We start from the raw sequence: 24,791 nt of genomic DNA, 5'->3' as shown, positions 1-24,791 counted from the left end.
ATGGTTGCCCCATGTCCGAGGTCCGATCCGCTCGTCAGCGCGCCACGATCCAGGACGTCGCGGACGAAGCGGGGATGTCCCGCGGCACCGTCTCACGAGTGCTCAACGACGAGCCGTACGTGTCACCGAAGGCGCGCGAGGCCGTGCAGGACGCCGTCCGACGTGTCGGCTACGTGCGCAGTGCCGCCGCCCGCAGCCTGGTCACCCGGCGTTCCGGGGCGATCGCGCTCATCGTGCACGAACCCTCGGTCGTGGTGCTCGACGACCCCAACATCGGCAACATCCTGATCGGCACGAACGCCGTGCTGTCCGACGCCGACCAGCAGCTCGTCACGATCATGGTCGACTCCGCCCGCGACAGCGAGCGGGTGGTCGAGTACCTGCGCGGCGGCTTCGTCGACGGCGCCATCGTGCTGTCCGCCCGCGACGGCGACCCGATCACCGGGGCGATCGAGGAGATCGGCATGCCCGCGTGCTTCGTCGGGCACCCGTCCGACGCCGCGAACATCTCGTACATCGGCATCGACAACCGCGACGCCGCCGAGCAGATCACCCGACGGCTGGTCGACACCGGCCGACGACGGATCGGGATGCTCGCCTCCGGGCTCGACCGCGACTCCGGCCAGGACCGCCTGGCGGGGTTCACCGCGGCACTCGGCGAGCGCTTCGACCCCGACCTCGTCGCCCGGAACCCCCTGTTCAGCTACACCGCCGGCGCCGAGGGCATGCGCGAGCTGCTCGAGCGGGCCCCGGACATCGACGGGGTGTTCGCCGCGTCGGACGCCGTCGCCGCCGGTGCCATGGACGTCCTGCAGCGCAGCGGCCGGAGCGTGCCGTCGGACGTCGGTGTGGTCGGGTTCGACGACAGCGCCTGGGCGCTGCGGTGCGACCCGCAGCTGTCGACGGTGCGGCAGCCGGCGCGCCTGCTCGGCGAGCAGGCGGCACACCAGGTCCTCGAGCAGATCGGCGGTACCGACGACGGCCCACGCGGTCTGCTGTTGCCGACGGAGGTCGTCTGGCGCGGGTCCGCGTAGCCGGCCGCGGACGGACGGGAGGCCCGTGGCGGCGTCGCCACGGGCCTCCCGTCCGTCCGTGGGTGCGTTCCGCACCCGGCTGGGTCAGCCCTGCGGCGGCGAGTAGAGCTGCAGGTCGTTGCCCTCGCTGTCCTTGAAGGGGATGATCTTGCCCCACGGGTGCTCGCTGATCTCGCCCTGGATGTCCGCGCCGCGCTCCTTGAGCGAGGTGACCTCGTCCTCGATGCTGCCGTCCGGCTGGAACGACACGACGGCGCCGCCGTCGCTCGCCTGGCTGGCGGACTCGCGTCCGTTCAGGCCGATCATCAGACCACCGGCGTCGATCTCGCTCCAGTCGTCGGACTGGTCCTTGACGGTGAGACCGAGCGTGTCGCGGTAGAACGCGACGGCGCGCTCCATGTCGCTGACCGGGACCCAGACTGCTGCGACTCCACTTGCCATGGTGTTTCCTCTCGTCGTGGTGTGCCGTGGACGGTAGGCAGCGCGCGTGCACGCCGGTACAGGGTCGGTGTCCCCCGGCGCCGGGTCAGCCCGCCGCCGGACGCCACATGCTGATCGGGGTCGCCGCGCGGAACCCCGCGATCGGCGCGCCGTCCGCGAACCCGTGCCGTCGGTACAGCCGGCGGTTCACCGGGGTGGACGACTCCAGGTAGGCGCCCCGGGACGACCGGTCGGCGCGTTCGAGTGCGTGCCCGAGCAGCAGGCCACCGACGCCACGACCCCGCGCGGCGGCCGACACCCCGATCTCGGTGAGGTACCAGTGCGGGGTCATCGGGCGGGCGCGCTCCATGCGGCGCAGGTGCGTCACGGCGCGGAGCGCACCGCGGATCCCGAGCGTCCGGAGGAACTCGGGCACCTGTCGAACGAAGGCGCCGAAGCCGCCGGTGTGCCGACCGGGCGCCTGCCAGAACGCGGCGCCGACCACGCGGTCACCGATCGTGGCGACGTCCACCCGACGACCGGTCGTCGGCACCGAGCGGATGAGGGCCGCGAAGAGGCGGGCCAGCACGGCGGGACGGTCCTCGCCGGATCGGGGCGGTCGGAACTCGGCGAGCACCGGGTCGTCGGCGAAGGCCTCGGCCAGGACCGCTGCGGCCGCTTCGAGTTCGGCGGGTCCTGCTGCTCGGACGACGGTCTCCATGGTGACTCCTCGGGTCGAACGACTTGGCCACTTGGCCGACTTCATCTTGGCGGGCCTTCCTGCACGCGCACCGGGCACTTCCCGAGAGGATCGAGGGCAGATCGCGGGCGCTGCCGGTGCGTGAATCGGCCATCGCAGCCTTTCGCACCCCTGACCTGCAAACCGACCGTAGAAGCGCTCCGAATGTCATGTGTGCCGCACACTGCGGCGCGTACAGAAAAGAGGGCTGATCATGACCAGCAGCGCAGCAACCGCACGCACCGGCTCCGGCTCGACGTGGACCCAGCGGGGCGCGTTCGTCTTCGGTGTCGTCTTCCTGATCGTCGGCATCGCCGGGTTCATCCCCGGACTCACCATGGACATGGGCTCGATGTCCGTGGCCGGCCACGGCTCCATGGCCCTGCTCCTGGGCCTGTTCCAGGTGTCCGTCCTGCACAACATCGTGCACCTGCTCTTCGGCATCGTCGGGCTGCTCGCCGCCCGCCGTGCAGCCTCAGCGCGCCTGTACCTCGTCGCCGGCGGCATCGTCTACGCGGTGCTCTTCGTCTACGGGCTCTTCACCGCGGGCATGGCCGGTGGCGCGAACTTCGTGCCGCTGAACAGCGCAGACAACGTGCTGCACGCCTTCCTCGCCGTCGCGATGATCGTGCTCGGTTTCGTCCTGCCGCGGATCGGCACGCGCACCGCGCGCTGAACCGCAGCACACACCGGACGGGAGGCCCGTGGCGACACCGCCACGGGCCTCCCGTCCGTCGCTGCCCCCGGTCGCGCCCCCTGGCAGGCATCGCGCCCCTGTGCGTCGGGGCGCGATGCCCGAACAGGGGCGCGACGCGCGAAGGCACCGCGCTCCGCACCGTGACCGTGGCCGAACCCGACCGGCGTACTGTCCGCTGCATGCCCGCACTCATCGACACGTTCACCCTGTCCAACGGTCTGCACATCCCGAAGATCGGCTTCGGCACGTGGCAGATCCCGTCCGGCACCGACGCGTACGACGCCACGAAGACGGCCCTCGAGCTCGGCTACCGCCACATCGACACCGCCCTGGCGTACGGCAACGAGGCGAGCGTCGGCGAGGCCGTCCGCGACAGCGGCATCCCCCGCGACGAACTCTTCATCACCACGAAGCTGCCGGCCGAGATCAAGACGGCCTCGGACGCCCGCGACGCCTTCGAGGAGTCGAGCAACAACCTCGACCTCGGACACGTCGACCTGTACCTGATCCACGCGCCGTGGCCCTGGAGCGACATGGGCTCCGACCACCGCGACGGCAACGTCGAGGTCTGGAAGGTCTTCGAGGAGCTCTACGACGCCGGCCGCACCAAGAGCATCGGTGTCTCGAACTTCGCCGTCGCCGACCTCGAGGACCTGCTCGGCCGCACGGACGTCGTCCCGCACGCCAACCAGATCCGCTGGTTCATCGGCAACACCCAGGACGAGACGACCGCCTTCGACCGCGAGCACGACATCCTGACCGAGGGCTACTCGCCGCTCGCCACCGGCGGCCTGCTCGAGAACGAGCAGATCGCCGAGATCGCGGCGAAGTACGACAAGACCGTCGCCCAGGTCGCCATCCGCTACCTGCTCGAGAAGGACGTCCTGCCCCTGCCGAAGTCCACGACCCCGTCGCGCATCGCCGAGAACGCCGACGTCGACTTCGTGCTCGCCGCCGAGGACGCGGCCGCGCTCGACGCGCTCGAGGACACCGCGAGCTGACGCGGCCCCACCCCGGACGGGAGGCGCGGTGCCGGCTGGCACCGCGCCTCCGGTCTGCACGACGCGCGTGGTTGGGACGCGGAGAAGGAACCCGTCGAGCTGTTCGAGGGAGTCCGGCAGACGTGGAAGCCACCCGTCCGCGATCCACGCATCCAGCGGGCTCGTCCGGAGCTCACGGTGGGTTCGAGCGTTGTAGCGGCGAATGAACGTGTTGATGGCGCTGTCGACACCAGCGAGATCCAGCGCAGGCGGCGGCGCCGAGGATCCGGGTGCGAGGTGGCCGGGGAGCGTTGGGAGCAGCTCGGTGTTGATCGTGCCGAAGAACCGCTCGATCTTTCCGCGCCCCTTGGGTCGAGCGACCTGGGAGTGGACGATGCGGAGGTGCAGCACGGCGGCGGTGTCGCCGAGGCGGTGGCTAGTGAAGTCGGACCCGTGGTCCGTGTAGAGGACGTCCGGGATCCCGGAGACAGGCCAGTCCGGCTCAGGCTTGTGCCAAATCGCTTGCCGGAGTGCGAGGGCGGTGTTCGCCGCTGATGGGGCCCCAAGGAACACCATGTACCCGCAGATGGAGCGGGAGTGGTCGTCGAGGATCACCGTGAACCAGGGCCGTGCGGGCTTCCCGTCGGGGCCGACGATGAGCAGGTCCAGCATCGTGTGGTCCGCCTGCCAGATCGCATTGGGATGGTCGGCGCGACGTCGGAGCAGCAGCTCGTGCTTGTCTCGGTACGGGGCCGGCCCATCGAACGCGAGCGTCACCATCCCGGGGTTGAGCGCATTCACGATCGACCGCGCGACGGAGTGCGACGGTGCCGGCTGTCCCCGTTCAGCGCAGTGGACGCTGATTTGACGGTGAATGGTGGCGATCGACGGTCTCGCCTGGTGAGCGCAAGCTCTTCAACTAGGCGGACGACTTCCGGTGCCGTCCGTCGGACGCCGTGATCGGTCCGGGTGCCGTCGGCGAGGGCGACGTACCCGCCAGTCCGGTAGCGGGCGAGCCAGCGTTGCAGGGTGCGCTCGGCGATGCCCATGCTGCGGGCGAGGGTGGCGAGCGGAATGGCGTCGTCGACGTGCAGTCAAAGGATCCGCCACCGCTCGCTCGCGTCCATGACTGGCTACATCGTGGGTGAGGGCTTCGGCCGCCTGGCAGCGACCGGTTCAGCGTGGCGGGCGATGGCCCGGTAGATGGCGGTGCGGCTGACGCCAAGGACGTCACCGATCTGCGCGACGGTCATGCCCTGCTGCTCGTAGAGCCGACGCGCGGTCTGCACCTGGTCCGCCGTGAGACGGGACGGCCGGCCGCCGGTGCGGCCGCGGGCGCGGGCGGCGGCGGCGGCGAGGCCGGCGTTGGTGCGTTCTTTGATGAGGTCCAGTTCGAACTCCGCCAGCGCGGCGAAGACGTGGAACACGAGCCGCCCACCGGGTGAGATGGTGTCGATGGTCTCCTGCAGCGACCGGAACCCGCTCCCGCGCCCGGCAAGGCCATGCAGCTGGTCGATGAGGTGCCGGATGGATCGACCAAGCCGGTTGAGTCGCTAGACGACGAGGGTGTCCCCGGGGCGGAGCTGGTCGAAGAGGTTGTCGAGCTCGGGCCGGTGTTGGAGCGATCCGGACATGGTGTCAACGAACACGCGGTAGCAGCCGGCAGCGTTGAGCGCGTCGATCTGTAGCGACGCGTCCTGGTCGGTGGTGGACGCGCGCGCGTACCCGAGGAGGTGACCCATGGGAAGAACGTAGCGAGACTCGACCGGTGAGGGTAGTAGCGGGACGTAGTTTTCGGGCCTGGGTTTCGCTACAAGACACGCCGCCGTGACGGATGTCTCACCGCGACCCCGGTCCCTTGTAGGGGAATCAGAGGTTTATGGGATCGCACTGACGGCGTTGGAGCACCTCAGTGACGGGCGCGCTACTGATGATCTAAACCTGCGACTAACCACAGGATGGCCCGCCGCAGTCGAAATGGGCTCCGGCGACTTGTATGTTTTTGCGGAGTCGTCGTCGATTGAAGGGGGTGCTCGCCGTTTGGGTACGAGCGCAGTACGTGAGAAGCATCCGGCCGTCCCTGTCACGGGCGACCGCAATTTCCGCAGGCTTTGGGCGGCGAATGCGTTCGGGGACATTGGTGAGGATGCAGCGTCGGTCGCGCTGAGCCTGACCGCGGTGACGCTTCTGCATGCTGAGCCGTGGCAGGTGGCGATAATCGCGGCATTGAATCGCGCCGCCTACCTGGTCCTTGGTATTCCGATCGGTGTGTGGGTTGATCACCTGCCGAAGCGTGGCGTTCTCATCTGCACTGATCTCCTGCGGGCGGTGATCGTTCTCAGCATTCCTGTTGCATGGGTGCTTCATGCGCTCTCTATCTGGCAGCTCATGGTCTGTACCGCGCTTCTCAGCACCGCTAACGTCTTCTTCGATGTCGCGCATACGGCGATTGTTCCGCTGATCGTCGGGAAGGACCACGTCAGTGAGGCGTCTGCGCGCCTCCAGTCGACTGACTCAACTACGGAAATCATCGTGCCGGCGGCTGCAGGGCAGCTCGCAACGCTCACGGCAGCTCCGGTGCCGTATTTCGCCACCGCGGTGACTCACCTACTGTCGAGCTTCTTCGCGTGGCGCATGCGTCCGGAGGAGGAACCCCGAAAGCCAGCAGCCGAGCGAGAACCCTTCTGGTCAGCGGTTCGGGCGGGCGTTGCGTTTACTCTCCAGGAGCCGACGCTCAGGGTGCTTGTCACAATCGGCGCCCTCGTCAACTTTGGTGCCGGGATGTACAACAGCCAGTACGCCCTCTACATCCTCCGGCACCTCGAGCTGCCCGCCAACGCGTACGGACTGGCTCTCTCCATCGGCGCAGTCGGAGGCGTCGTCGGGTCTCTGATCGGTGTCCGAGTGAAGAACGCCCTCGGCCCGCTGCGCGCCCAGATCACCTGCTACGCGCTGCTCACGATCCCGTTCGTTGGACTGACGCTGGCGCCGGCACATGGCCTCGCCGCCTTCCCGTACGTCACGATCGTGATCTTCCTGTTGAGCGTGCTGATCGTCGTCGCGAGCATCAGCTCAGTCGGGGTCTTCGCGCGGCTCACCCCGTCGTCACTTCTCGGCAGAGTCACCTCCGCCCGGCGCTTCATTACAATCGGCGCGGTTCCCCTCGGCGCTCTCGCTGGGGGTCTGATCGCTTCCGTGTGGTCCTCCGGCGTGGTATTCGATGTTGCCGCTGCCGCACCTCTCTCAGCGCTCGTGGTGTATCTGCTGTCCCCAATCCGGCGTATCCGAGACATCCCCACCTCCGCGTAAAGCCGGACCTGCAATGTTGAATCCCTTCGCAGGAAAAATGCATCGCAGCTGAAACATTCCGTCGATAGCCTCTGCTTGGCGGCTCTGCTGCCAGGCAGAGGGGGGACCTGCCCTCCTCGGAAAGGAAACAATGGAGTCCAAGACCATCCGAGAAGCAGCGGCTGAGAGCCTCACCGCTGAGCGATTCACCGAGGTGCTCGACGAGCGCTTCATCAACGTTGCCGCGTCGGACGCCGACACGCAGGACTGAAGCCGGGGAGCGGTCGGGTCCTGCCCGGCCGCTCCACCTTCGATCCACAAAATGCTGCACATTTACACGGGACCGACCCTCTCGCCTCGGGAAACTGCGCGCGCCGCACCTTCTGCGCGAGTGCATCCGCCGGTGCGCCACGGCGATCTGTTCTCCTCGGAGATCCGCTCCGGCGACACTGTCCTGCTCATTGACGGCCTGTACCACCATAATCCCGCGCTGCGACACAAGGAGATTCTTGACGCGCTCGCCCGTGGTGTGCACGTGGCCGGGGCTTCGAGCATTGGCGCGATGCGCGCTGCTGAACTCGACGACTTCGGAATGACCGGGCACGGAGCGATCTACCAGGACTACCGTTCAGGCACGATCGATGGCGATGATGAGGTCGCAGTCGCTCATCGGGACGAAGGCGATCGCCGTACTGGCACGGTCGCGCTGATCAACCTGCGGTACACACTCGCGCCCGCAGTCACTCGAGGCCTCCTGAGCCAGAGCGCTGCGGACCTCGCGATCGTCCGTGCACGCCGGATCTACTACCCGTTGCGTACCCTGTCCGCGCTGCTCCATGACCTCACCGATGCCGGCCTCGATGACGTCGTCTTCTTTCTCTCCGGTTGTGACGGTCTCGTCGACCAAAAGAAGGCCGACGCCCTTGGCGCGATACGCACCCTCACTGTCGACGAGACGGCATCCGCCGAATTCGACCTACCAAACACGGCTTTCCTCCGCGACTGGCGCAACGCCATCCAGTACGCAGACGAATTCCAACGGGTCCGATACCAGCAGATCTTCAACCCCGCGTTCGTCGACGTCTGGCCCAGCGTTCGCGACCGGCTAGTCCGAGCGCACGCGACGGCCAGCACGCTCAGCGCCCTGGTCGACGGGGAGCACGCACGAATCTTCCGTCCGCGGTTCGACCTCGGCGATCGAACGACGCTCGCGATGCTGCTCCGGGAAGAGCGCGAGGATGACAGGGAACGAGCTGCCCGCTTGGTCGCCTCTACCAAGGCGTTCCGCGAGCAACAACCTCGCTGGCGAGCAACCGTCCTCCACGACCATGTCGCCGAAGGGCTGCTCACAGAACTGTGGGACACGTCGGAGTTCGACGAAGGGGCCCTTGAGCGAGGCTTTCGATACCCGCGCGAGGCGCTCGACGCGTTCAATGCATTTGCGCTCGGCTACGTACTTGAGGGGCAGCGATGACTACCCAGACGCATCCCGTCGTCACTGAAGGCACATGGCGGTCCCGAGCTCCCGAAGCGACGTGGGAACACATGCGGCCGCTCCTTCGGCGGTACGGCATCACTCGGGTTGCCGACGTCACCGGCCTCGACGACATCGGCCTGCCGGTGTTTCAGGCGGTGCGGCCAGCCTCCAGGACTCTCTCTGTCTCACAAGGCAAAGGGGTGACTCCCCTCTTAGCCAAACTCTCTGCCATATTCGAAGCCGTAGAGCTCTGGCACGCGGAACGGCCAAGCCTTCCCACAATCGAAACCACACTCTCAGTGTCGGCTACATACCCACCGTCGTGCTTCCAACTCCGCGTCCCAGACGAGATCGCACGGACGGTGCAGTTCAGATGGGTGCAAGGGGTGGGGCTGCGCTCGAAGCAAACCCAACTCGTCCCATTCGACCTCGTCCGCCTCTCGCACACTGCGGAGGAAGATGGGGAGCCGGCAATATTCAAGACCAGCAGCACCGGACTCGCATCGGGCAACACGCTCGACGAAGCGACACTGCACGCGCTCTTCGAGATTCTCGAACGCGACGTGCTCAGCGACCTCACCGAGTTTGGTGCAGACAGTCGGATCATTGTTGACCTGCACCACCTCACGGAACCCACGCTTGTGGGACTCGTTCACCGGTTGCAGACGGCGGGGGTTGACCTGGAGCTCTCGATGGTTCCCAACCGCTACGGAATACCCACCTCGACGGCGCATATCTGGTCACCCCAGTTCCCCGAGACGTGTGCCGGTTCCGGGGCACACCTTGACCCGGTGATCGCCGCAACGCGGGCTATCACCGAAGCGATTCAGACACGCCTGACCTGTATCTCCGGGATGCGCGACGATCTCCCCAGTATGGTCACCGCTTTCGACGGTTACCGTACGCCACCGACGTTTCAGCAGCATGGCGCGTCCTGGGGCGCGGCCGTCGAGGCCTTTGCCCACGCGCCATCGCCGGACATTGCGTCGGCCGTGGACTCGGTTGCGGATGTTCTCGGCGAGCAAAACGGCTGGGAGCCGGTCGTCGTGGACCTGTCCACGCGCCGGGAAGACTTCAGTGTTGTCCGAGTGGTCGCCCCCGGAGCGCGCTTCACGGCGAGAGGCTACGTTCCTCGTTGACTTCAAACAGTGACCACGAGGCGATTGGGTACCTGCGCGACCCGGACACCGGAGCCACGATGGCAATGCTCGAATCGGTTCCAGACGAGCGCACCGACCCGTATCTCCATGTTTTCCTCCATGGGCAAGCACGGCGGGAGCGATACTCGCCCCCGGTCTTCTATCGACGTTCAAGCAGTCGGGGACGAGGCATGCACCGGATTTTTCTCAGCGACCCCGTGCTCGACCTCGACGTGGATTGCTCGGTCGGCTGGTACCTCTGGGACGACGAAGCGTTGTGGCCCGTCATCGAGCACTTCGCCACAGCCCGTGTCGCAGCAGAATCCCTCAACGGTGTCGTATGGCACGGTTCTTCGGCGGGCGGATGGGCCGCAATCCGGAACGCGTTACGCTCCCAGCTCCCCGCGCTCGCGATTGCCGTGGCCCCGCAGAACGACCCGCGCCTGTACAAGGACTTCACCGAATTCTCAATGCTCGCGGGGGACCAACGTGCCGCGACACCGTTTCGGCTCTCGGATTACATCCACGAGAACAGCCTCCGACCCCAATGCTGCATCTTCACCTTGACCAACGACCGTGATCACCGGCACCTCCGCGACCACATCTACCCACTTTGGTCAGCGACGAACCACTCGAAGGCCGTTGATCATCGGATAGTGCGAAACGGGCAGACTCACGGAACCATGAATAACGACGTCTACTGGCGCGAATACGGTGCCGCGACCCGAATATTCGACAACGTACTGACTCATCGGACATCATGACCTACACCTCGAACCAGCGCGTGGGACCCATCGCGCACATCGGCCCCCCTGTCGACGTGACAATCACGCTCGTGGGCGACATCGTGGCACCAATGCCGAGTGCGTCGGCCATCGCGCAATCAGCACCGCGACTCACTGAGGTTCTTCGAGCCAGCGACGCGACCATCGCGAACCTCGAAACGACGTTCGCCCGGCTCGATGAACCCGGTCTCCAGCCTGCTGCAGAATCAGGCGGGGCCTGGCCCCTCGCTGACCCGAAGTATGCAGCCGAACTTCGACAGCTTGGCATCCGAGGCGTCAGCCTTGCGAACAACCATGCCGCCGACTGGGGCCCTATTGGCATCGCAGCGACGTGCCGCGCACTCGACGAGTCGAACATCGCGCACGCCGGAACTGGGACATCGAGGTATCACGCTGCCGCCCCCGCGTACTTACCACTCGGAGCAGACCGAGTTGCTCTTGTCTCCGCGACGGTAACCGCGCCTTCTGGTTTCCGTGCGCAGGACGCTAACGGCTCCGTACCTGGACGCGCGGGGGCGCATGTGCTTCGTCGAGTCCGATCCGCCCGGGTAAGCGCAGTCGACTACGAAACACTCTCCTCGCTTGCCGGGTCGGCGCATGGTCCGAATCGGGTCTACGACGACGCCGTGCATCTGTTCGGCGGGCGCTACACCTCCGACGATCTCCTACCGCCAGGCCAAATGCTGATTGACGACACCGTCGCGGCATCGGACCGCCAACGGTTCCTCGCAAGTATTCAACTCGCGTTTGAGACCGCTCATATCGTCGTCGCTGCGATCCATTCACACGACCCCAGTAACGACGCCATCGACCCCCCGCCGTACCTGGTCGAACTCGCACGCGACGCAGTTGATGCCGGCGCGAACGTGGTGCACATTCACGGGCCACACCGTGTGCGAGGCATCGAACTGCACAACGGCGCGCCGATCTTGTATTCGCTCGGCTCATTCGTGTGGAACCACGCAGCCCAAGCGGAGGTGCCACGAGACCTGTTTGAGAAGCACCAAGCCGACGCGGAAGCGATCACGGGGCCGGAACTCATGGCCGCGCGCCAGCAGGCCTACTTCGGGTCCTCTGATTTCGCCGTAGGACTCGCGGCGACATGCACGTTCAATCGCGCCGCACTGCGTCGCGTCACGATCCGACCGTTCAGCCTTCAAGGCTTCCAATTTGGCGCAGACGCCGGGCTGCCGGCTGACGCTGACGAAACGACTGCAGCAACGGCGCTTCGAGATGTGGCCGATATGAGCGCCCTCTTCGGCACTGACGTCGTCATCGACGGCAACGCTGGGACCATCACCGTCCGAAAGGATCACACATGACGTCCAACCCTACGCCTGAAGCCGCGGATCAGCTCACAGAGCGGTACTCCAGGCACGCACTCCTGCGCGGTTTCGGAGAGCAAGGACAGACAAGCCTCAACAACGCACGGATCCTCGTGATCGGAGCAGGAGGTCTTGGATCTCCGGCACTTCTCTACCTAGCTGCCGCAGGTGTGGGGACTCTGGCGATCATCGATCCCGACACGGTGGACTTGAGCAACCTGCAACGGCAGGTCGTCCACGCGACAGCGTCGGTCGGCATGTCGAAGGTTGATTCCGCGGCCGCTACTCTCCGCGCATTGAACCCCAACGTCGCTGTCGTCACCTACAACGAAGCGCTCACTTCTGAGAACGCATTAGACCTGCTCAGCCAGTACGACGTCGTTGTTGACGGGGCAGACAGCTTCGCAGCGCGGTATCTGACAAGCGATGCTGCCACGATCACTGGTATCCCTCACGTCTGGGGATCCGTCCACGAGTACTCGGGCCAGGTGAGCGTGTTCGACGCGGCCGGCCCCAGTTACCGCGACCTCTTCCCGATCGCGCCGCCGCCCGAGTTCGCGCCGACGTGCAGCGAGGCTGGAGTATTGGGCGCGCTCTGCGGCGTGATCGGAGCCACCATGGCCATGGAAGCGATCAAGCTGGTTACCAGTGTCGGACAGACGCTCAGCGGTCGCCTGGCGATCTACGATGCTGAAACCGCCCGGTGGCGTGAACTCGCGATCCCGGTCGACGACGCCCGCGAACAAGTAACCGCACTCGGGGACTATCAGGATGTGTGCGCGGTCATTCCATCGCGGATTCTCACGATCGAGGAAAACGCGCTTCGTGCGCGGCTCGGTTCATCCGCGGTGGTGCTGGACGTCAGGACTCCCCAGGAATTCGCCGCAGGACATATTCCAGGCACCGTCAACGTTCCGCTCGACTCTTTTGCCGCGCAACTGGGCGAGCATGCTACACCGACCGACCAGCTCGTCCTCGTTTGTCAGCGCGGGCAACGCTCCCGAGCCGCGGGCGAGATCGCGGTGGACGCCGGTTTCACGCACGTCGAATCCTTCGCCGGCGGCCTCGACGCTTGGAGCGGAGTCACCATTCAAACCCACATGGAGACAACAGCATGACAACGACGATCCTGGTGCCAGCATCCCTCGCCGAGGTGCTCGGTGTGCGAGAGACGACGACGAGCGTCAGTACGGTCGGCGAGGCGTTACGGAGTCTCGTTGCCGGAAATCCGGCTGCGCAACGACGACTGTTCGACACGAACGACAACGTCAACAGATTCATCAACGTCTACGTCGATGGTCAAGACGTGCGCTCCCTCCAAGGGCAGGACAGCTCACTACACGGCGTAGCACTCCTCGAGCTCGTCTCTGCAATTGCAGGAGGCTAGCTAGAACTCGCCAAGGATGCGCACGATCGGCGGCCGCGGGAGGCGGCCGGGACACGTAGTGCAAAGAAATCAACGACGCTGAGCGAAGCTGCCCACACTTCGTTCCTCTCGGCGTCGCCGCGATGCTGTTGTTCCTCGTCGATTCGATGGCGGTCCTTCTAGCTGTCTCGCCACTCGCCACCGGCGGGCTGTACACGCTCACCTACGCCTACGCCTACGCCTACGCCTACGCCGACGCAAAGTGGCGGCGACGTCGAAGTGACGGGCGGCGCGGCCGTTAGAGGATCGGCTATCGGGCACCGAGACCAGCGCTCCTGAGTCCGTCGACGACGCCATCCACCCCGCAGTCGGCCCTGTCTTGTAACCGACCTGGAGTGAACGGCATCAGGTCCTCGGGAGCGTGTGGCGGCGAGTTCGCTTGACGACGGTCACCTGATCGACAGATCGATCGCGACGACGCCGAGCACGAAGGTCAGGACGATGACCACGAGGCCGATCGCTGGCGTCACTACCCGTCGCCGCACCGTGGGAACACCGGACGCTCCGATGACCCAGGTCGTGATCGTGACGATGAGTGCGACCAGCGGTACGAGGAACTGCGCGGTCTCCCCGACGGCGTACGAACACTGCAACGTCACGTCGGAAGCGCAGGGCGTGTACTGCTCCAGTTGCGCGGCGACCATCCCCGGCAGCGAGCCGATCGTCGCGAACACCTCGAGGAACACGAGGGAACAGAGCGCGAGCCCCAGTCCCCACGAACCACGCGGACGGCGCTGCCCCTCGTCGTGCACGGATGACCGCTTCATGTGGCCTGACCGTAGCGCAGGGGCGACACGGAGCACGGACTCGTAGGGTCGAGTCGTACCGACCGCACACCCGGGTGGGTCCGCGCCCCACAGCGGACCTGACGACGGGAACAGATCGTCCCTGTTGCCGGTTGCACCACACGGTGTCGCAGCCAGTGACACGAGAGCCCAGGAGGCCACCATGACCACCACCGAGACCGCCATCCTCGCCGGCGGATGCTTCTGGGGAGCGCAGCAGCTCCTCCGTCGTCGTCCCGGCATCGTCAGCACCCGCGTCGGCTACTCCGGCGGCGACGTGCCGAACGCGACGTACCGCAACCACGGCGACCACGCCGAGTCGGTCGAGATCGTCTTCGACCCGTCCCGGATCTCGTACCGGGACCTGCTGGAGTTCTTCTTCCAGATCCACGACCCGTCGACGAAGGACCGCCAGGGCAACGACATCGGTCGCAGCTACCGTTCGGCCGTCTTCTACACGACCGACGAGCAGAAGCAGGTCGCGCTCGACACCATCGCCGACGTCGATGCGTCGGGCATCTGGCCCGGCAAGGTCGTCACCGAGGTCACCGCGGCCGGCCCGTTCTGGGAGGCCGAGGACGAGCACCAGGACTACCTCGAGAAGAACCCGCACGGCTACACCTGCCACTTCGTTCGTCCGGGCTGGAAGCTCCCGCACCGCGATGAGGCGACCGCGGCCGTCTGACCTGACGAACGCGGCGGATCAGCGTGATCCGCCGAGCAGTTCCAACCAGTCCCCGGGACGGCGATCCGCCGACCCGGGGACTGTCTGCATCACGGGGTGACCGGCCGGCCATGGCTCCGCCATGCCTGTGAAGGACCACATGCGGACGGGAGGCACGGGGCGGGCCCGCACCGCGCCTCCAGGCCGTCGTCGGGTCGCGTCCAGGGCGAGGCGTGGGGCGGTCGTGCGGGTGGCCGGGCCAGGATGGTTCTGGGGCCGACAGCCGATCGGCTCGCAGAGGGAGGACACCGTGGACACAGCGCCGTACTCGCAGCCGTTGCGGGAGTACATCGAACAGCTGCGGACCGAGGGGTACAGCGTCGCGGGCGGCCAGACGGCCGACCCGGACCTGATCGACCCGCACGGCAACCCGGTGCTGACCTGGCAGGACGACTACCCGTACTCGGAACGCCTGCCGCGGGACGAGTACGAGTACCAGAAGTACCTGCTGCAGATCGAGCTGCTGAAGTGCCAGTACTGGCTCGAGGACACCGGGCAGAAGGTCGTCGTGCTGTTCGAGGGGCGTGACGCCGCGGGCAAGGGCGGCACGATCAAGCGGTTCACGGAGCACCTCAACCCCCGGACCTCGCGGGTGGTCGCGCTGAGCAAGCCGACCGAGCGCGAACGCGGTGAGTGGTACTTCCAGCGGTACGTGCAGCACCTGCCGGCCGCCGGTGAGATGGTCCTGTTCGACCGCTCCTGGTACAACCGTGCCGGCGTCGAACGGGTGATGGGGTTCTGCGACGACGACGAGTACGAGTCCTTCATGACCCAGGTGCCGCAGTTCGAGCGGATGCTCGTCGACTCCGGCATCCACCTGACGAAGTTCTGGTTCTCGGTGACCCGGCGCGAGCAGCGGACCCGGTTCGCGATGCGGCAGCTCGACCCGGTGCGGCGGTGGAAGCTGTCCGACATCGACCTGCTGTCGCTCGACCGGTGGGAGGACTACACCGAGGCGAAGATGGCGATGTTCACCCGGACGAGCAAGCGGTACGCGCCGTGGACGATCGTGCGGTCGAACGACAAGAAGCGCGCACGGCTCAACGCGATGCGGTACTTCCTGACGCAGTTCGACTACCCGGACAAGGACGCCGACGTGATCGGCAAGCCGGACCCGCTCATCGTCCGCCGGGGCAAGCGGGACGTCGACATCGAGTGATCCCCCGCGGCGGCTGAACCGCCCGCCGACTCGGAACGTTTACACGCCGCCGCTTCCCGTCACGCACTCGAAACAGACGGGCAACGGCGCCGACACAGGGCAGCAAGACACTTGTCGCACTACCTGTCACCCGACAGGTACTCCGCGAAAGGTCTGCAGTCATGCGTTCTCCGCAAGCACCGCTCCACGCACCGCGCGCCACGTCCGACGTCGACACGCAGGGGCTCGCCCGCCTCGGCTACGAGCAGGAGCTCCACCGCGGGGTCGGCTCGTTCTCCTCCTTCGCGGCGGGCTTCTCCTTCGTCTCGATCCTCACCACGGTCTTCCAGCTGTTCGGACTCGGCTTCGGGCTGGGCGGTGCCGCGTTCTTCTGGGCGTGGCCGCTGGTCTTCGGCGGCCAGCTGCTGGTGGCGCTGAACTTCGCGCAGCTCGCGGCCCGCTGGCCCATCTCGGGCGCGATCTTCCAGTGGTCGAGCCGTCTGGCCGGAGCCCGCTTCGGGTGGTTCACCGGCTGGACGATGATCATCGGCCAGATCCTCACCGTCGCGGTGGCGGCCATCGCTGTGCAGGCCGTGCTCCCCGCGATCTGGGACGGGTTCCAGATCGTCGGCGGTCCGGGCGCCGACCCGTCCGTCGCGTCGCCGACCGGTGCTGCGAACGCGGTGGTCCTCGGGCTGGTGATGCTCGCCGTGACCACGATCGTGAACATCACGAGCGTCCGGCTGATGGCCCGCGTGACGAGCTTCGGCGTGCTCATCGAGATCGTCGGCGTGGTCGTGCTCATCGGCGCCCTGTTCCTGCTGCCGCACCGCAGTGCCTCCGTGGTGTTCACGACCGCCGGCTCGACGAGCACCGAGCCGTACGTGTGGGCGTTCCTGGCGTCCTCGCTGATGGCCGCGTACGTGATGGTCGGCTTCGACTCCGCCGGTGAGCTCGCGGAGGAGACCCACAACCCGCGCCGGACCACCCCGAAGACGATCGTCCGGGCGCTGACGGTCTCCGGCCTCGGCGGCGGGTTGCTCATCATCGGCGCCCTGGTCGCCGCGCCGAGCCTGACCGACGGCAAGCTCGCCTCGCAGGGCCTGGCGTGGGTGATCACCTCGACCCTCGGCGACGTCTTCGGTCGGCTGCTGCTCTGCACCGTCGCCGTCGCGGTCTTCGCCTGCACCCTGGCCGTGCAGACCGCCGGCGCCCGGATGGTCTACTCGATGGCCCGCGAGAAGGCGCTGCCCTTCCACCGCACCCTCGCCCGGGTCTCACCCCGCACCGGCACCCCGATCGCCGCGTCGATCGTCGTCGGGGTCGGCGCCGGGCTGGCCCTCGCCGTCAACATCGGGCAGTCCGCGATCTTCACCGCCCTGTCGAGCCTGTGCATCGCGATGCTCTACCTGGCCTACCTCGGGGTCACCGGGCCGCTGCTGGTCCAGCGCATCACGCTCCGCCGCACGGGCCTGCCGACCGGGGTGGACGAGGACGGCAAGCCGCTGTTCACGCTCGGCCGCTGGGGCATCCCGCTCAACGCCCTGGCCGTGGCGTTCCAGATCGGCATGGCGATCAACCTCATCTGGCCCCGGCCGGAGATCTACGACCTGACCGGCACGTCGTGGTGGCTGCAGTACAGCGCCCTGCTGTTCATCGGCGGCGTGCTGCTCGTCGGCTGGGCGTGGTCGAGCTGGCGGCACCGGGTGCACGGCCCGATCACCCTTGCCGAGGTCCCCACCACCGCGGCGGTGCCCGTCCCCGCAGCCGCGGCTGCCGCGAACCCGGTGGCCGAAGCCCCGGCGTCCGCCTCCGCCTCCGTCGAAGCCTGACCCGGAAGGAACCCCATGCGCGACCTCCACCAGACCGACAGCGTGCTCGCCTCCCGGTCCGACGCACGTGCCCAGGCCGGCTCGCAGTCCGAGTACATGCCGTACCTGCCGGCGTCGTCGTCGCCGTTCGCCCCCGCGGGCGTCGACCCCGCACAGCTCATGTGGGCGGAGACGGTGGCACCCGGCGGGTACACGCACAAGGTGCTGGCCCGCGGGTCACGGCTGCGGTTCGACGACCCGACGGGTGACGCCTGCGCCAACGTCCTGGTGTGCAACGCGCTCGAACCGTGGGAGCGGCTCAACGTCGCCGACACCCAGAAGATCCCGTGGCAGGCGTACCTGGGCCAGGGGTCGCCGCTGCTGAGCGGGGACGGCCGGGCACTGGCGACCGTGCTCGAGGACACCTCCGGGCACCACGACGCCTTCTGCGGCACCTCGACCGACGCGTGGAACGAACGGAAGTACGGCGACGCCGCACCCGAGGGACGCTCCCCGAGCGGTCGGTCGCTCTTCGCGAAGGCCGCCGCCAAGCACGGGCTCACCAAGCGTGACCTGCCACCGAGCGTCTCGTTCTTCCAGGGCGTACGGATCGACGACGAGGGGGCGATGACCTTCACCGGCTCGGCCGGAGCGGGCACCCACGTCACGCTCGTCGCCGAGCTGCCGCTGCTCGTGCTGGTCGCCAACGTCGCGCACCCGATCGACCCGCGACCGGACTACGTCGTCGGACCGCTCCGGGTGCACGCCTGGCGCGGGACCCCGACGACCGCGGCCGACGAACGGTTCACCGCGACGCCGGAGCTCACCCGCGCCTACCTGAACTCGATCGACTACGCGGAAGCCCGAGGCCTGTGATGACCGGTACGACGACCCACACCCACATCCGCACCTCCACCGTCCCCGTCGGGGCCGTCCACGACCCGGACGTCGCCCTCGACTGGAGCGAGTCCCTGGTGCCCGGCGCGGTGGTCCGCGACGACCGGGTCGCCCCGCTCGCACCGTGGTCCGCCGTGGTCCGTGCCGGCCAGGTGCTCACCATCGTCGACGTCGGCGGCAACCAGAGCGCCGACTGCCTGCTCTACGACGCCCACGACCCCGACGAGCGGTACAGCGTGCCGGACACCCTCGCCGCACAGGGCAACGCGTACGTCCGGACCGGCACCGTCCTGATGTCGAACGAGGGCCGTCCGCTGATGACCGTCGTCGCGAACGAGATCGACCGGCAGGACACCATCGGCGGCGCGTGCTCGAAGGAGTCGAACACCCTGCGGTACGGGCACCACACCCAGTACCAGCACGGCTGCCGCGAGAACTTCCTGGCCGAGGCCGGCCGCCACGGACTCGGTGCCCGCGACATCGTGTCGAACCTCAACTGGTTCATGAACGTGCCGGTCGAGGCCGACGGCGCCCTCGGGATCGTCGACGGCATGAGCGCCCCCGGCAAGCGGGTCGCGATCCGTGCCGAGCGGGACGTGCTCGTCGTCGTCTCGAACTGCCCGCAGATGAACAACCCCTGCAACGACTTCTCCTGCACACCACTGCGCATGATCGTGGTCCAGCCGTGACCGCCGCGCCCGACCCCACCGGGACCGCCACCGTGAACCAGACCCCCGCGCTCAGCACCGACACCGTCCTCGTCGCGAACCGCGGTGAGATCGCCCGCCGCATCATCCGCTCCGCCAAGGCACTCGGCATGCGCACCGTCGCCGTCTACTCCGACGCCGACCGCGCGGCACCCCACGTCCGCGAGGCCGACACCGCCGTCCGGCTCGGTCCCGCACCCGCCCGCGACTCGTACCTGCGCATCGACGCCGTGGTGCAGGCCGCGAAGGACACCGGCGCCGGACTCGTGCACCCCGGCTACGGGTTCCTGTCCGAGAACACCGAGTTCGCCCGCGCCTGCGAGGACGCCGGCATCCGGTTCGTCGGACCGACCGCCGACCAGATCGTCCGGTTCGGCGCGAAGCACACCGCCCGCGAGCTCGCCGCAGCCGCCGGGGTCCCGATGCTCGCCGGCACCGGGCTGCTCGCCAGCGTCGACGACGCCGTGACCGAGGCCGAGCGCATCGGGCTGCCCGTCATGCTCAAGGCCACCGGGGGTGGCGGCGGGATCGGCATGCAGGCCTGCTCGACGCTCGACGAGGTCCGCGAGGCGTACACGAGCGTCGTCCGGCTGGCGACCGCGAACTTCGGGTCGGCCGGCATCTTCCTCGAACGGCTCGTGCGGCCGGCCCGGCACGTCGAGGTCCAGCTCTTCGGCGACGGCGAGGGCCGCGTCGCGGTGATCGGCGACCGCGACTGCTCCCTGCAGCGCCGCAACCAGAAGGTCATCGAGGAGGCCCCGGCACCGGCGCTGCCCGACCACGTCCGCGCCGAGCTGCACGCGTCCGCCCGCCGCCTGGCCGAGAGCGTCGGGTACCGGAGCGCCGGCACCGTCGAGTTCGTCTACGACCCGGTGCGCGAAGAGGCGTCGTTCCTCGAGGTGAACACCCGCCTGCAGGTCGAGCACCCGGTCACCGAGGAGGTGTTCGGCGTCGACCTCGTCGAGCTCATGCTCCGCCTGGCCCGCGACGGTGCCGCCGGCATCGACCCCGACGTGTTCGACCGCACCTGGACCCCGAACGGCCACGCCGTCGAGGCCCGCGTCTACGCCGAGGACCCCGCGAAGGGCTCGCTGCCCTCCAGCGGCCTCGTCACTCAGGCGGTGTTCCCGAGCGCGACCACCGCATCCGGCGAGCGCACCGGCATCCGCGTCGACGGCTGGGTCGAGACCGGCTCCGAGGTGTCCGCGTTCTACGACCCGATGCTCGCGAAGGTGATCGCGACCGGGGAGACCCGCGACGACGCCCTCGACCTGCTGCGCGACGGGCTCGCGACCACCCGCATCGACGGCATCGTCACGAACGCCGGGCTCCTCCGCGCGCTGACCGACGACCTCGAGCTCCGCACCGCCACGCACTCCACCTCGACGCTCGACGCAACGGAGGACCCGGACCCGCGCATCGACGTCGTCGCGCCGGGCACCATGACGATGATCCAGGACCTGCCCGGCCGGGTCGGGTACTGGCAGGTGGGTGTGCCGCCGAGCGGCCCGTTCGACGCGGCGTCCTTCGCCGAGGCGAACCGCGCGGTGGGCAACCCCGACGGCGCCCCCGCGCTCGAGGTCACCGCCACCGGCCCGACGCTCCGGTTCTCGGCCGCCTCGGTGGTCGCGCTCACGGGTGCACCGGCCCCGGTCACCCTCGACGGCGAACCCGTGGCGCTGTGGGAGCCGGTCGAGGTCGGCGCCGGCCAGACCCTGGCGATCGGCACGGCCCCCGGTCCGGGCCTCCGCACCTACCTGGCGGTCCGCGGCGGCTTCGACGTGCCGACATACCTCGGGTCGACCGCGACCTTCACGCTCGGTGGCTTCGGTGGCCACGCAGGTCGGGCACTGCTCGCCGGCGACGTCCTGCGCCCGGGCTCCCCGGACTCGGACGCCCCGCACCCGGCGTTCCCGTCCGGTACCCGTCTGGGTCTGGTGGGCGGGCCGACCCCGGCCGACCGTCGCACCGCCCTGACCGACGCGTGGGAGATCGGCGTCACGGAAGGCCCGCACGCGGCCCCGGACTTCTTCACCCGCGCCGACCTCGACGTCTTCTACGCCACCGACTACGCCGTGCACCACAACTCGGCGCGCACCGGCATCCGGCTCATCGGCCCCCGACCCGAGTGGGCGCGGACCGACGGCGGCGAGGCCGGTCTGCACCCGTCGAACATCCACGACACCCCGTACGCGGTCGGTGCGATCGACTTCACCGGGGACACCCCGATCATCCTGGGGCCGGACGGGCCGTCGCTCGGCGGCTTCGTCTGCCCCGCCGTGGTGGCCAGCGGCGACCTGTGGAAGCTGGGCCAGCTCCGACCCGGTGACACGGTCCGGTTCGTCCCCGTCCGCGAGGCCGACGCCGCCGCGCTCGACGCACACCGGGCCTCCAGGACGGTGCCGCGCACCGGGAGCGACGGCAGCACCGGAGGCGACGGCGACGACGGCGTGATCGCCCGCCTGGACGCGACCGACGTGCGGCCGAGCGTCGCGTACCGACGCGACGGCGACGACAACGTGCTCGTCGAGTACGGCGACATGACCCTCGACATCGCGCTGCGGATGCGCGTGCACGCGCTCATGACGAAGCTGCAGGAGCACACGCCGAAGGGGATCCTCGACATCACGCCCGGCATCCGGTCGCTGCAGGTGCACACCGACGCGTCCGTGCTCAAGGCGCGCGACGTGGCGGGGCTGCTCCGCGAGCTCGAGGACGAGATCCCGCCGACCGACCAGCTCGTCGTGCCGTCGCGCACCGTCAAGCTGCCGCTGTCGTGGGACGACCCGGCCACCCGCCTGGCGATCGAGCGGTACATGAACGGCGTCCGGAACGACGCCCCGTGGACCCCGTGGAACATCGAGTTCATCCGTCGGATCAACGGGCTCGAGAGCGTCGACGACGTCTTCCGCACCGTGTTCGACGCGAGCTACCTGGTGCTCGGGCTCGGTGACGTGTACCTCGGCGCCCCGGTCGCGACGCCGCTCGACCCCCGGCACCGGCTGGTCACGACGAAGTACAACCCGGCCCGCACCTGGACCGCCGAGAACTCCGTCGGCATCGGTGGCGCGTACCTGTGCATCTACGGCATGGAGGGTCCTGGCGGCTACCAGTTCGTCGGCCGCACCGTGCAGATCTGGAACCGGTTCCGCCGGGGTGGGCTGTTCCAGGAGGACCCCTGGGCGCTGCGGTTCTTCGACCGGATCGAGTGGTACCCGGTCGGCGCCGACGAACTGCTCGAGCTGCGCGCCGAGACGGACGCCGGGCGGGGCTCGTTCGAGACCGTCGAGGGCGAGTTCTCGATCGCGTCGTACAACCGGTTCCTCGCCGACAACGCCGGGTCCATCGCCGACTTCCGGGCGCAGCAGGCGCAGGCGTTCGGCGAGGAGAAGGAGCGGTGGAGGGCGTCGGGCGAGTTCGACGTCCGTGACGAGCCGGCCGCCGTGGTGGCCGACGCCGTGACCGTGCCCGAGGGGTCGACCGCCGTGTACGCCCCGTTCACCTCGACCGTGTGGCAGGTGGACGTCCGCCCGGGTGACCGCGTGGACGAGGGGCAGAAGCTGCTGGCCGTGGAGGCGATGAAGATGGAGTCGATGGTGCACGCACCCGTTCCGGGCCACGTGCTCGAGGTCTACATCAAGCCGGGCGACCAGGTCGCACCGGGCCAGGTCCTCGCCGCGATCGGAGCGGCAGCGTGAGCGGGACCGCCGCCGCGGCCGCCACGACGTCCGCCGCGGCCCGCGTCCGCGACGCCTTCGCCCGCATCGACGCCGTCGACCGCCCCGAGGTCTGGATCACCCTGCGCGACCGCACCGACGTCCTGGCCGAGGCCCTCGCCGTCGACCCGTCCCTGCCCCTGGCGGGCCTGCTGTTCGCCGTGAAGGACAACATCGACGTCGCCGGCCTGCCCACGACCGCCGCCGCCCGCTCCTACGCCCACGACCCCGCCGCCGACGCGACCGCCGTCGCCCGGCTCCGTGCCGCCGGCGCCGTCGTCGTCGGCAAGACGAACCTCGACCAGTTCGCCACCGGCCTGGTCGGCACCCGCTCGCCCTTCGGCGCGGTCCGGAACGCCTGGGACCCGACGCGGATCTCCGGCGGCTCGTCGAGCGGTTCCGCCACGGCGGTCGCCCTGGGCATCGTCGACTTCGCGCTCGGCACCGACACCGCCGGGTCCGGCCGGGTGCCCGCCGCGCTCGGCAACCTGGTCGGGGTGAAGCCGACGAAGGGGCTCGTGCCGAACACCGGGGTCGTCCCAGCCTGCCGCTCGCAGGACTGCGTCACGGTGTTCGCCCGGTCGCTCGACCTGGCGCGCACGGCGGCCGAGCTGATGGCCGGTCCGGACGGCGTCGACCCGCTCGCACGGCCCGACCTCGCCCTCGCCGACCTGCCCGCCGTCCCGCGCATCGCGGTACCGCTGCCGTCACAGCTCGAGGGGCTCGCACCCGGCTGGGCCGAGGCGTTCGCCGCCGCCGTCGAACGGTTCCGCACGCTCGGACACCAGGTGGTCGAGGTCGACATCGCACCCCTGCTCGACGCCGCGTCGCTGCTCTACGACGGCGCGTTCGTCGCCGAGCGGTACGCGGCCGTCGGCGCCCACATCGAGGCCCACCGCGACGAGGTCGGTGCCGACCTCGACCCGTCCGTCGCCGCGATCGTGCTCGGCGGTGCACGACCGACCGCCGCGGAGCTCTTCGCCGACCAGGAACGACTCGACGCGTTCGGGGCAGCGGGTCGCGCCGCCCTCGAGGGCACGACCGCCCTGCTCACCCCGACGACGACATGGCACCCGACGCTCGAGCAGGTCGCGGCCGACCCGATCGGCGCGAACAGCCGGATGGGTCGGTACACGAACTTCGCGAACCTGCTCGACATGGCCTCGCTCGCCGTGCCCGCCGGCTTCGTCGACGGGCTGCCGTTCGGCGTGATGCTCACCGGTCCGGCGTTCAGCGACCGCCGCCTGGCGGCGTTGGCGGCCGCGTTCGCCGCCCCGACCCTCGACCTGCTGGTCGTCGGGGCGCACCTGCGCGATCAGCCGCTGAACGGACAGCTGGTCGCGTCCGGCGGATCGTTCGTCCGGGAGGCCCGCACCGCGTCCGACTACCGGCTGTACGCCCTCGACACGGTGCCGCCCAAGCCCGGGCTGGTCCGCGTGGGTCCGGTCGCGTCCGGCGCTGCTGCGCCGGGCTCCGGCATCGTCGGGGAGGTCTGGCGCCTGCCCGCCGCCGGCTTCGGCACCTTCGTCGCGGGCCTGCCGGCACCGATGGCGATCGGCACCGTGGCGCTCGACGACGGCACCGAGGTCACCGGGTTCCTGGTCGAGCCGTTCGCGGTCGAGGGCGCCGAGGACATCACCCACCACCGTGGCTGGCGCGCGTACCGGGAGCAGTCGTGACGGACGCCGGCTGCCAGGATGGGA

Annotated in this window: 22 protein-coding genes and 2 pseudogenes; 18 read left to right on the top strand and 6 right to left on the bottom strand. The window is 68.7% G+C overall.

Features of this window, described 5'->3' with window-relative positions; translation table 11 throughout:
* Nucleotides 1-11 precede the first annotated feature (11 nt).
* Nucleotides 12-1,034 carry a LacI family DNA-binding transcriptional regulator gene (locus BOSE127_RS10625; RefSeq protein WP_017887608.1) on the top strand — a complete coding sequence of 341 codons (1,023 nt, stop codon included), beginning with the start codon at nt 12-14 and terminating at the stop codon, nt 1,032-1,034.
* An 84-nt stretch (nt 1,035-1,118) separates the two neighbouring features.
* On the opposite strand, the gene BOSE127_RS10620 is transcribed toward BOSE127_RS10625, so the two are convergent.
* The gene (locus tag BOSE127_RS10620) at nt 1,119-1,475 is read right to left on the bottom strand and encodes a VOC family protein (protein ID WP_159557143.1); all 357 of its coding nucleotides are present in this window, start codon (nt 1,473-1,475) and stop codon (nt 1,119-1,121) included.
* 85 nt (nt 1,476-1,560) lie between these two features.
* Nucleotides 1,561-2,175, bottom strand: coding sequence for a GNAT family N-acetyltransferase (locus tag BOSE127_RS10615; protein WP_017887610.1), 615 nt, complete (start codon nt 2,173-2,175; stop codon nt 1,561-1,563).
* 232 nt (nt 2,176-2,407) lie between these two features.
* Here BOSE127_RS10615 and BOSE127_RS10610 point away from each other — a divergent pair, with 232 nt between their 5' ends.
* Both BOSE127_RS10610 and BOSE127_RS10605 read left to right on the top strand, forming a co-directional pair.
* The gene (locus BOSE127_RS10610) at nt 2,408-2,869 is read left to right on the top strand and encodes a DUF4383 domain-containing protein (RefSeq protein WP_017887611.1); all 462 of its coding nucleotides are present in this window, start codon (nt 2,408-2,410) and stop codon (nt 2,867-2,869) included.
* Nucleotides 2,870-3,069: 200 nt separating this feature from the next.
* Nucleotides 3,070-3,891 (top strand): aldo/keto reductase, encoded by an 822-nt coding sequence (locus BOSE127_RS10605; RefSeq protein ID WP_017887612.1) that lies wholly within the window; start codon nt 3,070-3,072, stop codon nt 3,889-3,891.
* 408 nt (nt 3,892-4,299) lie between these two features.
* Here BOSE127_RS10605 and BOSE127_RS17375 read toward each other — a convergent pair.
* The 3 genes and pseudogenes from BOSE127_RS17375 to BOSE127_RS10595 all read right to left on the bottom strand — a co-directional run.
* Nucleotides 4,300-4,542: pseudogene (locus BOSE127_RS17375) on the bottom strand (Mu transposase C-terminal domain-containing protein); the annotation flags it as partial.
* Between the two features lie 125 nt (nt 4,543-4,667).
* Nucleotides 4,668-4,919: a leucine zipper domain-containing protein gene (locus tag BOSE127_RS17370; protein ID WP_236559533.1), complete on the bottom strand. Its 252-nt coding sequence runs from the start codon at nt 4,917-4,919 to the stop codon at nt 4,668-4,670.
* A gap of 84 nt (nt 4,920-5,003) precedes the next feature.
* Nucleotides 5,004-5,612: pseudogene (locus tag BOSE127_RS10595) on the bottom strand (recombinase family protein).
* A 235-nt stretch (nt 5,613-5,847) separates the two neighbouring features.
* Here BOSE127_RS10595 and BOSE127_RS10590 point away from each other — a divergent pair.
* The 8 genes from BOSE127_RS10590 (at nt 5,848) to BOSE127_RS10555 (ending at nt 13,552) form a co-directional block, all read left to right on the top strand.
* Nucleotides 5,848-7,179: an MFS transporter gene (locus tag BOSE127_RS10590; protein WP_159557141.1), complete on the top strand. Its 1,332-nt coding sequence runs from the start codon at nt 5,848-5,850 to the stop codon at nt 7,177-7,179.
* A gap of 301 nt (nt 7,180-7,480) precedes the next feature.
* On the top strand, nt 7,481-8,632 hold the full coding sequence (locus BOSE127_RS10585; protein WP_159557139.1) for a TfuA-like protein: 1,152 nt from the start codon (nt 7,481-7,483) through the stop codon (nt 8,630-8,632).
* Nucleotides 8,629-9,774 carry a YcaO-like family protein gene (locus BOSE127_RS10580; protein ID WP_159557137.1) on the top strand — a complete coding sequence of 382 codons (1,146 nt, stop codon included), beginning with the start codon at nt 8,629-8,631 and terminating at the stop codon, nt 9,772-9,774. The genes BOSE127_RS10585 and BOSE127_RS10580 overlap by 4 nt, the downstream gene beginning before the upstream one ends.
* 59 nt (nt 9,775-9,833) lie before the next feature.
* Nucleotides 9,834-10,538: a hypothetical protein gene (locus BOSE127_RS10575; RefSeq protein WP_159557135.1), complete on the top strand. Its 705-nt coding sequence runs from the start codon at nt 9,834-9,836 to the stop codon at nt 10,536-10,538.
* Nucleotides 10,535-11,881: a CapA family protein gene (locus tag BOSE127_RS10570; RefSeq protein WP_159557133.1), complete on the top strand. Its 1,347-nt coding sequence runs from the start codon at nt 10,535-10,537 to the stop codon at nt 11,879-11,881. The genes BOSE127_RS10575 and BOSE127_RS10570 overlap by 4 nt, the downstream gene beginning before the upstream one ends.
* Nucleotides 11,878-13,002 (top strand): molybdopterin-synthase adenylyltransferase MoeB, encoded by a 1,125-nt coding sequence (moeB, locus tag BOSE127_RS10565; RefSeq protein WP_159557131.1) that lies wholly within the window; start codon nt 11,878-11,880, stop codon nt 13,000-13,002. The genes BOSE127_RS10570 and moeB overlap by 4 nt, the downstream gene beginning before the upstream one ends.
* Nucleotides 12,999-13,271: a MoaD/ThiS family protein gene (locus BOSE127_RS10560; protein WP_159145889.1), complete on the top strand. Its 273-nt coding sequence runs from the start codon at nt 12,999-13,001 to the stop codon at nt 13,269-13,271. The genes moeB and BOSE127_RS10560 overlap by 4 nt, the downstream gene beginning before the upstream one ends.
* A 122-nt stretch (nt 13,272-13,393) precedes the next feature.
* Nucleotides 13,394-13,552 carry a hypothetical protein gene (locus BOSE127_RS10555; RefSeq protein WP_159557129.1) on the top strand — a complete coding sequence of 53 codons (159 nt, stop codon included), beginning with the start codon at nt 13,394-13,396 and terminating at the stop codon, nt 13,550-13,552.
* A gap of 147 nt (nt 13,553-13,699) precedes the next feature.
* Here the strand turns inward: BOSE127_RS10555 and BOSE127_RS10550 are convergent, their stop codons facing one another.
* A complete protein-coding gene (locus BOSE127_RS10550; RefSeq protein WP_042536973.1) occupies nt 13,700-14,077 on the bottom strand; it encodes a hypothetical protein in 378 nt (125 codons plus the stop codon).
* A 181-nt stretch (nt 14,078-14,258) separates the two neighbouring features.
* On the opposite strand from BOSE127_RS10550, the gene msrA reads away from it, so the two are divergent.
* The 7 genes from msrA to atzF all read left to right on the top strand — a co-directional run bounded on the left by msrA (nt 14,259) and on the right by atzF (nt 24,767).
* On the top strand, nt 14,259-14,780 hold the full coding sequence (msrA, locus tag BOSE127_RS10545; protein WP_159557127.1) for a peptide-methionine (S)-S-oxide reductase MsrA: 522 nt from the start codon (nt 14,259-14,261) through the stop codon (nt 14,778-14,780).
* Nucleotides 14,781-15,069: 289 nt separating this feature from the next.
* Nucleotides 15,070-15,978: a polyphosphate kinase 2 gene (ppk2, locus tag BOSE127_RS10540; RefSeq protein ID WP_017887624.1), complete on the top strand. Its 909-nt coding sequence runs from the start codon at nt 15,070-15,072 to the stop codon at nt 15,976-15,978.
* 161 nt (nt 15,979-16,139) lie between these two features.
* Nucleotides 16,140-17,789, top strand: coding sequence for an APC family permease (locus BOSE127_RS10535; protein WP_017887625.1), 1,650 nt, complete (start codon nt 16,140-16,142; stop codon nt 17,787-17,789).
* A gap of 15 nt (nt 17,790-17,804) precedes the next feature.
* Complete coding sequence (locus BOSE127_RS10530) at nt 17,805-18,644, top strand: urea amidolyase associated protein UAAP1 (protein ID WP_159557125.1); 840 nt, start codon at nt 17,805-17,807, stop codon at nt 18,642-18,644.
* Nucleotides 18,644-19,354, top strand: coding sequence for an urea amidolyase associated protein UAAP2 (locus BOSE127_RS10525; protein WP_071249811.1), 711 nt, complete (start codon nt 18,644-18,646; stop codon nt 19,352-19,354). The genes BOSE127_RS10530 and BOSE127_RS10525 overlap by 1 nt, the downstream gene beginning before the upstream one ends.
* Nucleotides 19,351-23,070 (top strand): urea carboxylase, encoded by a 3,720-nt coding sequence (gene uca / locus BOSE127_RS10520; RefSeq protein ID WP_442873456.1) that lies wholly within the window; start codon nt 19,351-19,353, stop codon nt 23,068-23,070. The genes BOSE127_RS10525 and uca overlap by 4 nt, the downstream gene beginning before the upstream one ends.
* On the top strand, nt 23,067-24,767 hold the full coding sequence (gene atzF, locus BOSE127_RS10515) for an allophanate hydrolase (protein ID WP_159557123.1): 1,701 nt from the start codon (nt 23,067-23,069) through the stop codon (nt 24,765-24,767). Before uca ends, atzF begins: the two co-directional genes overlap by 4 nt.
* Nucleotides 24,768-24,791 lie beyond the last annotated feature (24 nt).

The organism is Curtobacterium sp. 8I-2 (genome assembly GCF_902506155.1).
Classification (GTDB): Bacteria; Actinomycetota; Actinomycetes; order Actinomycetales; family Microbacteriaceae; genus Curtobacterium; species Curtobacterium poinsettiae.
Note: the sequence above shows the minus strand (reverse complement) of the source record. Positions and strands in the feature narration are given on the sequence as shown.

Coding starts and splice junctions, on each gene's coding strand:
- BOSE127_RS10580 (WP_159557137.1), top strand. CDS start 8,629: ATGACTACCCAGACGCATCCCGTCGTCACTGAAGGCACATGGCGGTCC.
- BOSE127_RS10550 (WP_042536973.1), bottom strand. CDS start 14,077: ATGAAGCGGTCATCCGTGCACGACGAGGGGCAGCGCCGTCCGCGTGGT.
- BOSE127_RS10610 (WP_017887611.1), top strand. CDS start 2,408: ATGACCAGCAGCGCAGCAACCGCACGCACCGGCTCCGGCTCGACGTGG.
- BOSE127_RS10585 (WP_159557139.1), top strand. CDS start 7,481: ATGCTGCACATTTACACGGGACCGACCCTCTCGCCTCGGGAAACTGCG.
- BOSE127_RS10620 (WP_159557143.1), bottom strand. CDS start 1,475: ATGGCAAGTGGAGTCGCAGCAGTCTGGGTCCCGGTCAGCGACATGGAG.
- BOSE127_RS10625 (WP_017887608.1), top strand. CDS start 12: ATGTCCGAGGTCCGATCCGCTCGTCAGCGCGCCACGATCCAGGACGTC.
- moeB (WP_159557131.1), top strand. CDS start 11,878: ATGACGTCCAACCCTACGCCTGAAGCCGCGGATCAGCTCACAGAGCGG.
- BOSE127_RS10535 (WP_017887625.1), top strand. CDS start 16,140: ATGCGTTCTCCGCAAGCACCGCTCCACGCACCGCGCGCCACGTCCGAC.
- BOSE127_RS10590 (WP_159557141.1), top strand. CDS start 5,848: ATGGGCTCCGGCGACTTGTATGTTTTTGCGGAGTCGTCGTCGATTGAA.
- BOSE127_RS10525 (WP_071249811.1), top strand. CDS start 18,644: ATGACCGGTACGACGACCCACACCCACATCCGCACCTCCACCGTCCCC.
- BOSE127_RS10575 (WP_159557135.1), top strand. CDS start 9,834: ATGGCAATGCTCGAATCGGTTCCAGACGAGCGCACCGACCCGTATCTC.
- msrA (WP_159557127.1), top strand. CDS start 14,259: ATGACCACCACCGAGACCGCCATCCTCGCCGGCGGATGCTTCTGGGGA.
- BOSE127_RS10605 (WP_017887612.1), top strand. CDS start 3,070: ATGCCCGCACTCATCGACACGTTCACCCTGTCCAACGGTCTGCACATC.
- BOSE127_RS10560 (WP_159145889.1), top strand. CDS start 12,999: ATGACAACGACGATCCTGGTGCCAGCATCCCTCGCCGAGGTGCTCGGT.
- BOSE127_RS10615 (WP_017887610.1), bottom strand. CDS start 2,175: ATGGAGACCGTCGTCCGAGCAGCAGGACCCGCCGAACTCGAAGCGGCC.
- BOSE127_RS10530 (WP_159557125.1), top strand. CDS start 17,805: ATGCGCGACCTCCACCAGACCGACAGCGTGCTCGCCTCCCGGTCCGAC.
- BOSE127_RS10570 (WP_159557133.1), top strand. CDS start 10,535: ATGACCTACACCTCGAACCAGCGCGTGGGACCCATCGCGCACATCGGC.
- BOSE127_RS10555 (WP_159557129.1), top strand. CDS start 13,394: ATGCTGTTGTTCCTCGTCGATTCGATGGCGGTCCTTCTAGCTGTCTCG.
- BOSE127_RS17370 (WP_236559533.1), bottom strand. CDS start 4,919: ATGGGCATCGCCGAGCGCACCCTGCAACGCTGGCTCGCCCGCTACCGG.